This is a genomic window from Microvenator marinus, assembly GCF_007993755.1.
GTDB classification, from domain to species: Bacteria; Myxococcota_A; Bradymonadia; order Bradymonadales; family Bradymonadaceae; genus Allomicrovenator; species Allomicrovenator marinus.
The window spans coordinates 4,599,866-4,613,851 of record NZ_CP042467.1; the positions used below are offsets into that span (position 1 = coordinate 4,599,866).

The following is a 13,986-nucleotide window of genomic DNA, read 5'->3' on the forward strand; positions in this document are numbered from 1 at the left end:
TGCCCCCCCCCCTAGAAGACGAGCTTAATGTGACTCGGCATCAGGAACTTTCGTCGACTCACATCTTCAGTCATGCCCCAGGGCTAAGTGGGTCGGGATTTTGGCAGGCTGAGTCCATTGTGGTGGATTCGTCCGGCAATTCGTATGTGCTCGGCGACTTTTCGGACAATAGCAGTCTCTCGTTTGGATGCACGGGGTCCCTCAGCAATCCTCAGTACTCGCAACGAGATATTTTTCTCGTCAAGTTTGACGATGATGGGGATTGTGTCTGGCAAATTTCACTTGGAGATAACGCGTCCTCTCAGATTACTGAGTCTACCTCTTACACTGCAGCTGACCTCTCCATTACACCGAACGACACAGTTGTTGTGGCACTCAACCAATACTTCATCCCATTCGGCCCAGGCGACTACGCCCGCACGATGGGCTTTTTTGAATATGACGGCTCCGCAAATCTGGTATGGTCAGACGTCTTCACTGCCTTTGCGGACACCAACAAGAATGTGGTGGCGATCGCAAGCGGTGACGATGACGTCTACGTACTGAGATGGGGTCCGCGCTCAGGGTCAAGCAGAACCCAATCGTGGGCTGAATCCTTCGGTGGCCTTGGGTCGAATCAGCCTGCGGACGTCGCTATCGATCAGGACAACGGGGATATTGCGATTGTTGGCAACTACGACGACGAGCACACAGATTTGGACTCCAACGCAGGCAACTCAACGGATACAAACGCCATCTTCATTCAGACGCTCGAGTCCGACGGGACTCCTATTACCTCTCTAACGAGTAACATGGCCTCTGGAGAGTACGGAGTCGCCACCGCGACAGCATTTGATACCGACTCTGAGCTTTATCTCGCAGGCTACTTCGAAGGCGAAATCATACGAAACTCAGGATTGGCTCCGACGTTCTTCACTTCGAGTCTCACTTCCAATGTCCAAGATGGGCTCTTGATTCGTTACGACAGCGCTAGCCTCAGTTCGGTCAGCATTAGCGGCCACTCGAACGATTCAAGCACAAGAGAAGAAATCCTTGGGATCTCCGCACCGTTCAACAACGTTGTAGTTGTTTCTGGTGAAACTTGTTCGGTGGTTGAGTGTGTGCCTTCAGGATTCACACACGAGTTCACCGGAAGCTACACGAAACCGACTAGCTACCTCATTGAGTACTCTAGCGAGAATTATCGGTTCAACGATGTCTTCTCTACGTACGGCTCCAGTTTTCTGATTTACGTTGTCGGTCAAGCTCGAGGAATCAATATTGACCTTGGGGGAGATGTACTAACGGGTGGTCATGATTTGGTGGCGGCTTATGAGATTACACCTGATGATGACTAAGCTATTGTTTCTCACGAGTCGGCTATTGGTCCTTTTGCTCGTTGCGTTGCCAGGGTACGCCTCGGCATGGCTTCCTGTTCCGTTCCAGGTCACAGGCCCTCAATATGAGCCGCGTCTGCCTTTTGGAGATGCCGATGTCAACGATGATGGATATGACGAAATCCTCGTAGGCAGACTCTTGTTCTTTGGTCGCTCCTGGGGAGCCGATACGAGACCTGTTGAAGTAGTATCGGATTCGGACCTGCAGAGCTCGAACTTCGCCGGTGATCTCAACGGCGATGGGTTTGATGATGCCATCTTCGTCCATGGAAACGGAAGTCAGAACGCCGTAGCTACGGTATACTTGGGGTCCCCATCGGGCTTGCATTACCAAGAGTCATTACCTCTCCCAGTCACTCAGGCAACGATTTTCCCGATTGGTGATATCAATGGAGACGGTTTCGACGACATTGCATTTTCCGAGCCTAAACTTGGCTCCTCTCCAAGTTGTGCACTAGCGGACTTCTTGAAGGTGTTCATTTACAGCGGAGGCGCTGAAGGTCTTGAAGATAGTCCAGCCACCGTGTTGGAGGCTGAACGAGCACAAGATTGCTTCGGGACTTGGGTGGAAGGAGGAGACATCAATGGCGATGGGTACTCAGATGTGGTGGTCTTAGCGTCCGGATTTCGTGACAATCTCGACAACCAATTTCAAAGAGGCAAGGTCTACGCCTTTTTCGGGAGCCCAGATGGGATAGAGCTCACAGCGGACTGGGAAGCACGACCTAATGATCAACTGACCGATTTCGTCTTCGGATTTCAGAGGCAGATTTCTATCGCCGATGAAGATGGAGATGGGTTCGACGATCTTCTCTTGGTATTCGGACTTTTCGAGAAGGATGAAGGATCGTGCTTTCACTACATATATCCTGGTACTTCTTCAGGCATTGGATTGCCACGACGGCACCTGAGTAGTTGCGGTTCAAGGATTTCTTGGGCTGGAGACATCGATGGAGACGGATTGCAGGATCGCCTCAACTCCGGCGAGTACTACCCGACGCCACAGACGATCAGCACCCATCTCTATCTAGGGGTCAACCCTTCTGAGTCTGCCTGGAATACAGGATCGAGAGACGATGCGTTTCCGGTTGGCGATGTAAATGGGGATGCCTACGATGACTTCGCGACTTGGAGTTCAAGCCCAGCAGGCTTTGACCTTCGTTTGTACTTTGGACGGCCTAATCCAGTGCCGGTAGCCGACCGGCAATCAGTGTCCCTCCCCCAAAACTCAGACGTCGACATTACGCTGAGCGGAAGCGACCCCTACAACGACTTGCTATCCTTCAGGATCGAGCGCGAGCCTGAGCACGGCAGGTTGGAGGCGTTTTCACCCAGCCTCGGGTTGGTGCGCTACATACCCAACTATGATTACTTCGGGCCCGACTCATTTGAGTTTGCAGTGCTCGACCCCTATGGGGGTGTGGGTACGGCTGAAGTACTCATTGAAGTGGGACGTTTGAATACAGCGCCGGTTTTTGTTCCTCCCACTCCTTCAACGCCGGTCATCGTTCGGGTCGGGGAGGAGTTGAGGTTGGTCGTTCGTGCCGAAGATGCGGAAGAAGATGAGGTGGAGTATTCGGCCACAGGGTTGCCTTGGAATGCCGAGTTTGATGCTGAGACAGGCGTAACTTATTGGACTCCTGACCAGAGCCAACTCGGGCCTGACACGTGGGTGTTTAGTGCGTCAGATGGCACTGATACCGTGACTCGATCAGTAGTTCTGGTGGTAGAGGAGGCGACTCCAGATCCACCGATAGAACAGGATATGGGCTCAGCCGACCAGGGGATCCCCACCTTGCCAGTGGACTCCGGCCAGGGGCCGAACTCCATCGCGGACCAAGGCTGTGGCTGCGCGAGCACGAAAGGCGGACCATGGATGTTGGTCTTTGTGTTTGCGTTTTCTCTTCGTCGTCGCCGATCGCGTTCTCACGATGTATATCGCATGGATGCGTAGTGAAGATGAACTCAACATTCTCAAGGACGCCTGGCTCGCCGAGCAAAGAGAAGAGCGCGAGCGAATCCGCGCCGAACGCCTCAACAAGACTCTAAAACAGCGTGTTGAGGCCGGGGTGGCCCTTTCTAAGCTCGAGGTCTCGGAGACCGGCACGGCGGCGGGAGGGCGCACGCTAGTCTGGGTGGAGCTCAAGTCCGCCGAGTTTCGAGCGTCTCCTGGAACACCCGTACTCCTCTGGTGGGACGAGCCAAAGCCCGAAACATCACTCAATGCCATCCTCGCCAGACGACGCGGCCAAGAGCTCGGGTTGGTGCTCGATGATTTCCCTCCAGAGCGGTTGCTTGGCGGCGAGTTTAATTTGGACTTGGAGGCACCGCAGACCACGTATCAACGGGGAGTCTGGGCCATCAAGGCGTTCGCTGAGGCCAAGAATTCGAGCGATACAGGGCGACTTCGAGAAGCCCTGTTCCTAGGTGAAGGCATTGAAACCTCCCGTCCAAAAACGCTGGAGTTCTTGGATGAAAAGCTCAATGAGTCGCAGCGTAACGCGGTGCAACACGCCCTCTTCACCGAACCGGTTGCATACATTCACGGACCTCCGGGCACCGGTAAAACGCGGACCTTGGTGGAGGTGATTCGGCAGGCCCTTGGTGCGGACCAGCGCATTCTTGTGGCCGCCGCCAGTAATGCGGCTGTGGACCATATCTCTCGTCAACTCTTGGCCGCATCGGTGCCTGTTCTGAGGCTCGGTCATCCGGCACGCGTCATGCCGGACTTGGAGCAGCACACCCTGGACAGCCGACTCGCGGCACTTCCCGACTATGCCATGGCCAAGGCGTGGATGGACCAGGCAAATGCCATTCGACGAAAGATTTCGAACAGGTCGGACCGCGGCACTATGCGTGGCGATGAGCGCCGTGAACTCTACCGACAGGCGCGAGAACTCACACAAGACGCAAAACGCCATCTCGCAAATCTCGAAGACGCCATCGTTTCAACGGCTAGGGTCGTCTCGTGCACTGCTTCGAGTGCGGACTCCAATATTTTGAGGAACCAAGACTTTGACCTCGTGGTGATCGACGAGGGCTCGCAGATTCCCGACCCAATCGCTCTTATTGCGGCCAGGCGCGGCGCCCGTCTTGTGATTGCTGGGGACCCTTGCCAGCTCGCGCCCACCGTTCATTCAACTGGAAGTGTGGGAAAAAGATTGGCGTCCACATTCCTAGAGCGTTTTCAAGACCAGGCGTACCTTCTGGATACTCAGTACCGAATGAACGCTTTGATCATGAACTACCCTTCCGACGCCATGTATGCTGGTCGACTCATCGCTCACCCGAGCGTCGCAAACCACACGATTTGGGATCTCGACGTTGAGCCGGATGCGTGGCTCAAATCGCCCCTGATGTACCTGGATACCGCCGGCAAGGGGTGGGAAGAGCATGTCACGGATGAAGACCCAAGCACGTCGAATCCTCAGCAAGCTGAGCGCACGGTGGCCGAGGCCAGGCGCTTGCTGGAGCTGGGCCTTAAGCCCGAAGACCTCGCCATCATCTCCCCGTACTATGCGCAGGTTCGACTCATCCGTGCCTTGATTCCAGAAGTAGACGTGGACACCGTGGATGCCTTCCAGGGTCAAGAGCGCGAGGCAATCATCGTAGACTTGGTGCGGTCAAACTACGAATCGCGCATCGGATTCTTGAGCGATGTCCGCCGAATGAACGTAGCCATGACGCGCGCCCGGCGATTTCTCTTAGTGATTGGAGATAGCGCTACGATTGCGAATCACGGGTTCTACGAGGAGTTCTTAGAGTACGTCGAGAACTACGGAGCACTTGAGAGTGCCTGGAGCGACTAGCCAACGTCCACCGGTGGCGCAAACCACCGCTTTGCGTCGTCGGCGATGAGGTAGATACACGGCACCAGGCCCAGCACAATGATCGTGGTGAACATGATGCCAAACCCTAGACTCACAGCCATAGGTACAAGGAACCTGGCTTGAGGCGAGGTCTCAAGAATCATCGGCGCGAGCCCGAAGAATGTAGTCAACGACGTCAACAAGACCGGCCTAAAGCGCCGCGTTCCGCCCGCCACCACGGCATCCCAGGCGCTCATTCCTTCCTTGCGAAACGTATTAATCGCGTCCACCAACACGATACTATCGTTCACCACCACTCCAGAAAGGGCGACCATCCCCATCAGGCTAATCACCGAGACATCAAACCCCAGAACCATGTGCCCTATCACGGCGCCTACAATCCCGAAGGGAATGGCGGACATGATGAGCAATGGTTGAAGATACGAGCCAAGCGCAAAGGCCATCAGCGCGAACATCGCCAAAAGTGCGAAGGTGAAGTTTCGCTTCAACGCATCCATCATCTCAGCACGGTCCTGCTCCTGCCCCGAGGCCCCATAACTAAGGCCAGGTATCTCTGCTGCGATCTTGGGCATGACCTCGTTGATGACGGCTTGAGTGACAATCTGGCCCGTCGTCACCTCCTCGTCCACGTCAGCGGTCACGGTTAGCACACGGCGCGCGTCCACACGCTGGATACTCGTATACGACTTGCCCCTCGTCACCTCGGCAGCCTGAGACAAGGGTAACTCGCCGCCCTGAGGGGTTTGGATCATCATCGTTTCAATATCGAACTCGGAGTTTCGCTCACTCATGGGGCGCCGCACAAAGACGCGCAATTCATCGCGCCCACGCTGTTGGCGGGCGACTTCCGAGCCGTAGAAACTCGCGCGTACCTGGCGCGCAAGGTCGGTTTCAGTGAGGCCCAGTGCCCGCGCCTGAGGCTTAAGTTGGAAGTCGAGCTGGTCCTTGCCCGGCGTGTAGCCAGCGTCGGTGTCAAAGACACCTTCGTAGGTAGCCAAGCTCTCGGCCACGCGTGAAGCCGCAAACTCCAGAATCTTTGGGTCGCGATGGCTCAATTCAACCGAAACCGGCTGCCCGCGCGCAGGCCCGATATTGAACTGGAATTGCAAGGTGTCCACGCCCGGGATCTCGCCAACTTTCTGCCGCCATAGATTCGCAAATTGCGCGGTCGTGACCTCTCGGTCTTTGGCTGGCACCAGGAAAATCTGCACGTTGGCCAGATGCGAGCCTACGCCGCCTCCAACACTCGCCCCCATGCCCGACGCAGCACCTGCGCCGATATCCGCATACATGCCGCGGCTAAGCTCGTCTCCGCCGAGCTCTTCCAACGCCTCCAAGCCACCGGCCTGAATCCGCTCAACAACGGCACGAGTGTCCTCAATCGGCGAGCCAAAAGGCAGCTGCAGCGTGGCGGTGACCACATCCCCTTCGACCTTGGGAAAGAACGTGAACTTGAGTCTACCACCGCCCAACATGCCAAAGGTCAGAATCAGCGTTGCCAGACCAAGCGCGACCGTCAGATATCGGTACCTGAACGCAAACTCCGCAGAAGGGCGGTAGACGCGCTCAATAAAGGTCTCCAAAAGAGCGCTAAACCTCGCCTGTTTTGCGTCGATCCACCCGATAAACCCGGTCTCTTTTCGCGAGGTGTGGGCGAGGTGCGCTGGCAAGATGAAGAGCGCATCCACAATGGATAAGAGCAGAATCGGTATGACGATGAGCGGGATATTATTCCAAAACTTGCCCATCGTTCCCGGGATAAAGAGCAAGGGCATGAACGCCACGACAGTTGTTAGAACCGAGAAAACGATCGGAACCCAAACCTCTCCAATTCCCTCGATGGAGCTCTCCATGAGCCCTTTGCCTTGCTGTCTGTGGTGATAGATGGCTTCGCCGCCAACAATGGCGTCATCCACCACGATTCCAAGCGTAAGGATGAACGCAAACAACGAGATCATATTGATGGAGACATCTAGCGCCGGCATGAAGAGCATCGCTCCTAATACCGAAACCGCAATCCCGGAGGTCACCCAAAACGCGAGCCTGATCTCGAGGAAAATCCCGAGGATAATGAGCACGAGGAAGACCCCGATATAAGCGTTCTTGAGCAGAAGGTTCATGCGATCTTGAAAGATCTCGGACCGGTCATTCCAGACTGCGATTCCATAGCCTTCGGGCAATCTCTCGAGCTTTTCATCGACGTAAGATTTAACGGCATCCGCCACATCTGTGGGTGTTTGTGAGCCGATTCGATAGACGTCTACGCGCACCGCGCGCTTGGAATTAAAAAATGCTTCGCGCTCAGTCTCTTCAAATCCGTCCACCACCTGCGCGAGGTCTTTTACGCGCACCATACTGCCGTCCGGAGAGGCTTTCACGGCAACCTCTTCAAACTCCGAACCCCAGTCGCGGCGCTCCGTGACCCGCATCAACACCTCGCCGGCCGAAGTCTTGACGCCGCCGCCCGGGAGCTCGATGGACGCTCGACCAACCGTCTGCGCGATCTGGTCCAATGTAAGGTCGTGGCGCCGAAGCTCGGCTTGCGGGACTTCGATAGAAATCTCGGGATTCCTCACACCACCGAGCTCGGCGAGCGTCACCCGGGGATCTTGCAGAATCTCTTCGCGAACTTCTTCTCCGAGCGCACGGAGTTCTCGCTCCGTGCCGTCTCCGTAGATCACCAACGAAATCACTTGGTTTCGGTTAGACAGAAGGCTCACCACCGGGCGCTCTGCGTCGCGCGGCAGGCTGGTGATGCGGTCCACCGCACTTTTGATGTCGTTGAGCGCTTCAAAGGCATCCACATCGGTAGAAATCTCGGCACTTACCGTGCCAACACTCTCTAGCGCCGTGGACCGAATCTCTCGCACGCCATCGATGCCCCGAACCGCCTCTTCGACAGCCAGAATAACGCCTTGCTCAACTTCTTCTGGACCAGCGCCGGGGTAGATGACCTGGATCGACACCGTGTCCAGAGTCACCTCTGGAAACACCTCTTGTTTGATATTCGGGGCCAGCATGATGCCGCCCACGATGAAGATGAGCATGAGGAGGTTTGCGGCCACATGGTTCTTGGCCATGAAAGCCATCGCACCCTTGTATTGTGGTGTCGCACTCATTCTTCACCTGCTCGTCTAAGCTTCATGCCGTCCACGGGTGTCGCGATGCGGCTCGTGATGAGCGGCGTCTTGGTTTCTACGCCTGAGATCCACACATCGTCGCGCGTACCGTCCACGATCAAAACCTCGCGGGTGAGCAACTTTCCGTCGTCCCAGACGTAGATCCAGCGGCCGTTATGGACCGCGCTTCGCGGAACCTTTGCCACCTGTGCTTGAGTTGTGCCGTCGATGGTGACTCGCACTTGTGCGCCCAGCAGAATGGGTTGCGCGTCCTGATTCTCAAGGCCGAGCGGATCATCGATTCGGACCATAACGCGGGCCATTTTGCCCAGTGTATCGAGCTCTGGGACCAGGCGGAGCACCGTGCCGCTTCGTTCGATCTCCTTTGTTCCAACCTCTTGAACCACCGTCGCAGCCGTTCCCGAGTGCGCCTCGGCATCCGCGAATTTCAGCCCCTGAAGCGCGTCCACAGGGACTGACACATTCACCCAGAATTCATCCGTACCGATGAGGGTCGCGATTTGAGATTGCGGCGAGACGACTTGCCCAACTTCCACAACACCCGACTGAACAAAAGCGTTGAATGGCGCCTTGATATTGGTTCGTCCGAGGTCGAGTTGCGCCTTTCGAAGCCGCGCCTTGGCCGCCTCCACGTTGACCTCCGCGATGCGGCGCTGCGGTCCGCGCAAGGCTAGCGAAGGGTCGGTCGAGTCTTTGGACGAATCCTTAAAGAGCTCCCACTCTCGCTGGGCCACAACTTGTTGGCCTTGCTCCAGCAGAAGTTGCGCCTCAGCTTGTTCCATCGCGGCCCTGCGCTCTTCCACCTGTACTTGGTAGTCGCGCGAATCCACCTTCAACAACACGTCGCCTTCTTTAACGCGTCCACCCATCACAAGGTTCGGGTTCACCCAAGTCACCACGCCTCCAACCTGCGCTTGAACCACCACACGCCGCGCTGGAATGACGCTTCCGAGACCTTCGATCCCGATGCGTTTTTCCTCGAGCTCAAGCGGCGAGACCTCAACCAACACACCTCGGTCTGGCGGGGTATTTCGCTGGGGTTCGGGCTTGCTCTTGACCAGCATGACCGCGCCTAAAATCGCGATCACTACCACCGCAACGGGCAGCACGAGGCGAGTCAGTATCCACGTTATCTTTTCGTGACTCATTCGTTCGACTCCGGCATTTCCATTGATTGAGTCCACGCCCCGCCCAATGCCCGGCAAGTCTGAACTCGGAATGATAATTGTTGGCGACGCGCATCCAGAAGCGACTGCTCCACAGCTTGCAGTGACCTAAGCGCCGTCAGAACTCGCAAGTAGTCGAGGGCGCCGCTTCGGTACCGCTCACGGGCGAGCTCCAACGTGGTCTCGGCAAGCTCCTCCTGCGCCCGAAGCTCCTCCAAAACACGCACTTGGGCGTCTTCCTGAGCCATCGCACTCTCCACCTCTTGGACTGCGCGATTGACCGCTTGCGCCCATACCCAAAGCCGCTCGCGTGCTGCTGCCGCGAACTGGTCAACTCGCGCCTGCCGTCTCCCACCCTCAAAGATGGGCTGCGTAGCCTGTGCGCCGAGCGACCAGAAGAGATCGTCAAAGAGCTCTCCGAGTTCAGCCGCCTGAAGAAAGAGGTTCGCGCTCAGCCGAATGGTAGGCAGCCGGTCCCTTGCAGCCTGAGCCGTGCGTGCGTCTGCGGCCTTAAGGCGCATGTACGCGGACCGAATGTCTGGGCGTTGCTCCAAGACAGATGCCGGAGTTCCCGCACTTAGCGCAACGCCAATCTCAGGCAGCTCGCCTTGAGAAACAGCGGCCTTTTCGGCCTTGCCCAAAAGAACTCCAAGGCGCCAGAGGCTGAGTTCCTCCGCGAGCTTTGCCTGTTCTCGCCGCGCCTTGAGCCCTCGAATATCGGTCTCCTGTTGGTTCACGTCGAGTGCGCTCGCAAGACCCTGGCTGAGCCTCAGGAGCGTGAGCTCGAGGTAGTTCTCGGCCACCGAAATCTGTTCGTCCAAGAGCCGTATGCGTTCGCGATGAAAAACCACATCTAGCCAGGCCTCCGTGGTCTGCGCGGCAAGGCTCAAGGCCAGCGTCTCCGCGTCTGCGCGCGATGCCTCTACGTCGAGCTCGGCTGCTTCGCGTTGCGCGGCGAGCTTACCAAAGAGGTCGAGCTCGTAGGCCACCGGCATGCTCACCTGGAACTGATTGGCTTCAATACTTCCTGCCGGACCAAAAGGCGCGGCGGTCTTTGAGCGTTGCGCGGAAGCCTGAAGAGATACCGTCGGGTAGAGGGTCGCGCCGTTTTGGGTGGCAATAGCTTCGGCCTGTTGCAGTCTCTCCCAAGCCGCCTTCAACTCAAGATTCTGAGTCAAGGTGGTGCTCAAGGTCTGGTCGAGTTCACTCGAGATTCCGGAGCAGAATGTCACCTGCTCCTCTGGCGCCCCTTGGCTTGGTTTTTCCCAAGCTTCTGGTGTGGGTGCCACTTCTTCGGCCTTCTCGGCGTATTGTGGCCCAGAGCAGCCCATCGAGTAAATGAGTAACAACTCAATAAGTCTACGTCTCTTCAGCACGTATCCCCCTTAAAATCATATCAACAACGCCGCGCACGTAGATCTGGCGTGGCATTGGGTGGATGTCGTTGATCCGAACGTGTTCGCAAAATGCATAATGCCAGGCCGTGCCTACGAGGAGCCGAGAGATAATCTCTGGATCGTGCGGACGAAGGCGCCCAAGTTCTGCTTCTTTGGCAAAATAGTTGCTCAACTCTCGAATCACTCGGGCAGGTGGAGCTTGAGGATTTGCAACGAGCTTTTCCCGGGCACCGCTCGAGACGACAAGCATGATGCAAGGTACTGCGTGTTCGAAAAACGCCAGCATTTCGTGCACCAGTTCTATGAGTTCCTCTTCAATATCTCTGCGTCCGACTCGAGAATGCAATTCGATCAAAAAAGACGGTTGTGTAAGCCCCATGGCCGCGAAGAAAAGGTCTTCTTTGGTCCCAAATCTAGCAAATATTGTCCCCTCAGAAATGCCGGCACGCTTCGCTATATCAGCAGTCGAGACCTGAAGCCCCTCCGCAAAGAACGCGTCCTTGGCACACGTCAGTATATGTTCGTCAGGTATGGATCTCGGTCTTGCCATGCATCTTCCCTATCGAGTAGAGTTATTGAGTGTTTACTCAAGAAGTCTCGAGATGAAAAGTCGAAAATTTTACCTCTTCTTGTTGGCCGTTTCTTTCGTGGCACTGGTCTGCATCGGCTGTGCCCCTGCGCAACGCTGGTTAGACCGGCGTGGAATCGAAGATTACGCCCACGGCGCCGAGCTTGAATTGGACACACGAACCGAGGCCTTGAAGACTCCGTGGCAGTCCGTTGAACTCGATGAAATGACGTCTCCAGTTCCCGGGCGGTGGAAAACGACTGGGCCTCCTCCTTGGTCGTCAAAGAGAGACCATCTGCGCGCCGAGATTTGGTCCTATGAGTCCGCAGGGCCTAGAGACAATCTCGGGGCCACCACGTTTTGGGTCTGGAGGCACGGTGAGTTGGGTGCAAGGCCTGTGATTCTTTGGTTGCCGGGCAACGGCTTTGCGCCCATTGCATTTCCATTTGTCTCAAATATCTATGAGACAATCTTGGATCTCGGCTTCGACCTTGTTGTCTGGGTTCCTCCCAAACATTTTAATCGTTTAAAAACGGGGGAGACTGATTCCCTGATGGGGCCGGATGTACGTGAAAATCAGGAACTTGTGCTCGAATCGGTGCGTGAGATTCGGGCAATGATTCACCTATTAAGGAGCCGCGGAGTTGAACGTATCGGGGGGTGGGGAGGGTCCATGGGGGCTTCTGTTCTGTGGCTGGTCTCCGCCGTGGAAGACCTTGACCACATGGCCTTGATGATTCCCGTGGTGGATTGGCGAACGCTGAGTGTAGAGCCCGCTGAGATGAAGACCCTCGTCCAGAAAATAGAGGCACGAGGCGTGCCGAAGCAAGTGCTTTCGCGGGCCTTCGAAACGATTAGCCCGGTCTCGTGGAAGTCGCGGGTCAGCCCGAATCGCATCTTCATTCAACATGGAGTCTACGACCAACTCACGCCAGACGAGGTGTTACGAGACTTTACACAAAGCCAGGGGATTCGTAGAGTTCAAGGCTACGCGCGAAGTCATGCCACAATTCTACTCACACCCACACTATACGTGGACTATCGGGCATTTCTGGAAGAAATGAAAAAGCCTCCGAGGACGAAATGAAATATCTAGCTCTAATTACAATGCTTAGTTTGCTTGCGTGTTCTGACGAGTCGGTCGATGAGGCCAACAACCCAGATGGAATGTCAAACAACCAGACAGCAAATTCCAACAACGCCTCAAACACCAACAACTCAAACAACGCAGCCTCGAACAACACGAATCAAACCAATCAAACAAATCAGACTAACCAAACTAACCAGACAAACGGCACCAACAACCCGACGAACAACGTGGAGACCCCTTGTGCTCCGCTGGAGATCCCAGCTGCCGCCATTCGTGTGGGCCCCGAAGATGATTGGGTGCAAGCGATTGCAAACGCCGAGAGCGGCGAAACGGTTGTCCTGGAACCCGGCACCTATCCCGTAGATAGCTCAGGCGTCTGGGTTAGGAATTCGGGTGTTACGGTTGTAGGCGGCGGTGATTCTGCCGAAGAAGTGATTCTGGACGGCGATTACCAGCAATCAAGCGGTGGGCTCGTCAATATCCGTGGCGTTCAAGACGTGGTCCTCTCAAACTTCACAATTCGGCGCTCACGATACCATGCAGTTCACGTCACGGGCTCGGACTCTGGGCCCGCAGACGGTGCACGCCTACACCGGCTGCGAGTCTTTGACCCGGGCGAGCAAGCCATCAAGGTCAACGCCAACGGGAACGAGGCCGACTACGGTGAGCTCGCCTGCTCACACGTCGAGCTGACGGCTGAAGGCCGAGAACAGGTCATGAGCTATGCGCCGGCGGGTCTTCGTTGTTACACGGGCGGTATCGATATCCATCGCTCGCAAGGCTGGGAGATTCGGGACAACACCATCACGGGTTTCTGGTGTTCCAACGAGTTCCTCTCCGAGCACGCCATTCACGTCTGGCGCGGCGCACGCGATACCCTGGTGGAGCGGAACATGCTGGTCAACAACGCGCGCGGCATCGGCTTTGGACTCGGTCAGCCTGGTTCCGGCAGAACCTACGCTGACAATCCGTGTGGTGCCGCTGCGGAGCACTATGGAGGCCTGATTCGAAACAACGTGATTATTGGCGATGATGCCGCACTCTTCGCGTCCCCTAGCGGGATGGACCTTGGCATCGGCCTCGAGTCGGCATGCGAGGTAGACGTGGCTCATAACACGGTGGCGAGCTCTCAGGCTCCGTTCTCATCGATCGAGTGGCGATTCGCGATGACCTCCGCGCGCGTGGTCAATAACCTCGTGACGCATAACCTCAGGCCGCGGAATGACGCAACCGCCGAGCTCTTGGGCAACGTGGAGAATGCGGAACTTAGCAGTTTCCAAGACTTTGCTGGACATGACCTCCACTTGAACGATTCAAGTCTGACCGGGGTTGGTCACGAGTTGGGAGCTGAACTGGCACCCACGGATTTTGACGGAAACCCGCGCTCTGATTCACCGAACATTGGCGCCTACTAGGTAA

General features: G+C 56.2%; 9 protein-coding genes. 5 read left to right on the forward strand and 4 right to left on the reverse strand.

Going from position 1 to position 13,986, the window contains the following annotated elements; genetic code table 11:
• Positions 1-29 precede the first annotated feature (29 nt).
• The 3 genes from FRD01_RS18965 to FRD01_RS18975 are packed head-to-tail and all read left to right on the forward strand — an operon-like array spanning position 30 to position 5,185.
• The gene (locus FRD01_RS18965) at positions 30-1,337 is read left to right on the forward strand and encodes a hypothetical protein (protein ID WP_146962510.1); all 1,308 of its coding nucleotides are present in this window, start codon (positions 30-32) and stop codon (positions 1,335-1,337) included.
• Positions 1,312-3,330 carry an Ig-like domain-containing protein gene (locus FRD01_RS18970; protein WP_249755747.1) on the forward strand — a complete coding sequence of 673 codons (2,019 nt, stop codon included), beginning with the start codon at positions 1,312-1,314 and terminating at the stop codon, positions 3,328-3,330. The genes FRD01_RS18965 and FRD01_RS18970 overlap by 26 nt, the downstream gene beginning before the upstream one ends.
• Positions 3,323-5,185, forward strand: coding sequence for an AAA domain-containing protein (locus FRD01_RS18975; RefSeq protein ID WP_249755748.1), 1,863 nt, complete (start codon positions 3,323-3,325; stop codon positions 5,183-5,185). The genes FRD01_RS18970 and FRD01_RS18975 overlap by 8 nt, the downstream gene beginning before the upstream one ends.
• Here the strand turns inward: FRD01_RS18975 and FRD01_RS18980 are convergent.
• Genes FRD01_RS18980 through FRD01_RS18995 form a run of 4 tightly spaced genes read right to left on the reverse strand, consistent with a single transcriptional unit; the run spans position 5,182 to position 11,459 of the window.
• Positions 5,182-8,325 (reverse strand): efflux RND transporter permease subunit, encoded by a 3,144-nt coding sequence (locus FRD01_RS18980; RefSeq protein WP_146962513.1) that lies wholly within the window; start codon positions 8,323-8,325, stop codon positions 5,182-5,184. The two genes, FRD01_RS18975 and FRD01_RS18980, sit on opposite strands and share 4 nt — an antisense overlap.
• The gene (locus FRD01_RS18985) at positions 8,322-9,494 is read right to left on the reverse strand and encodes an efflux RND transporter periplasmic adaptor subunit (protein WP_146962514.1); all 1,173 of its coding nucleotides are present in this window, start codon (positions 9,492-9,494) and stop codon (positions 8,322-8,324) included. Before FRD01_RS18985 ends, FRD01_RS18980 begins: the two co-directional genes overlap by 4 nt.
• Positions 9,491-10,888, reverse strand: coding sequence for an efflux transporter outer membrane subunit (locus FRD01_RS18990; RefSeq protein WP_146962515.1), 1,398 nt, complete (start codon positions 10,886-10,888; stop codon positions 9,491-9,493). Before FRD01_RS18990 ends, FRD01_RS18985 begins: the two co-directional genes overlap by 4 nt.
• A complete protein-coding gene (locus FRD01_RS18995) occupies positions 10,872-11,459 on the reverse strand; it encodes a TetR/AcrR family transcriptional regulator (RefSeq protein WP_146962516.1) in 588 nt (195 codons plus the stop codon). The genes FRD01_RS18990 and FRD01_RS18995 overlap by 17 nt, the downstream gene beginning before the upstream one ends.
• Positions 11,460-11,511: 52 nt before the next feature.
• Here FRD01_RS18995 and FRD01_RS19000 point away from each other — a divergent pair, with 52 nt between their 5' ends.
• Both FRD01_RS19000 and FRD01_RS19005 read left to right on the forward strand, forming a co-directional pair.
• On the forward strand, positions 11,512-12,564 hold the full coding sequence (locus tag FRD01_RS19000; protein WP_146962517.1) for an alpha/beta hydrolase family protein: 1,053 nt from the start codon (positions 11,512-11,514) through the stop codon (positions 12,562-12,564).
• The gene (locus FRD01_RS19005) at positions 12,561-13,982 is read left to right on the forward strand and encodes a right-handed parallel beta-helix repeat-containing protein (RefSeq protein ID WP_146962518.1); all 1,422 of its coding nucleotides are present in this window, start codon (positions 12,561-12,563) and stop codon (positions 13,980-13,982) included. Before FRD01_RS19000 ends, FRD01_RS19005 begins: the two co-directional genes overlap by 4 nt.
• Positions 13,983-13,986: the final 4 nt, after the last annotated feature.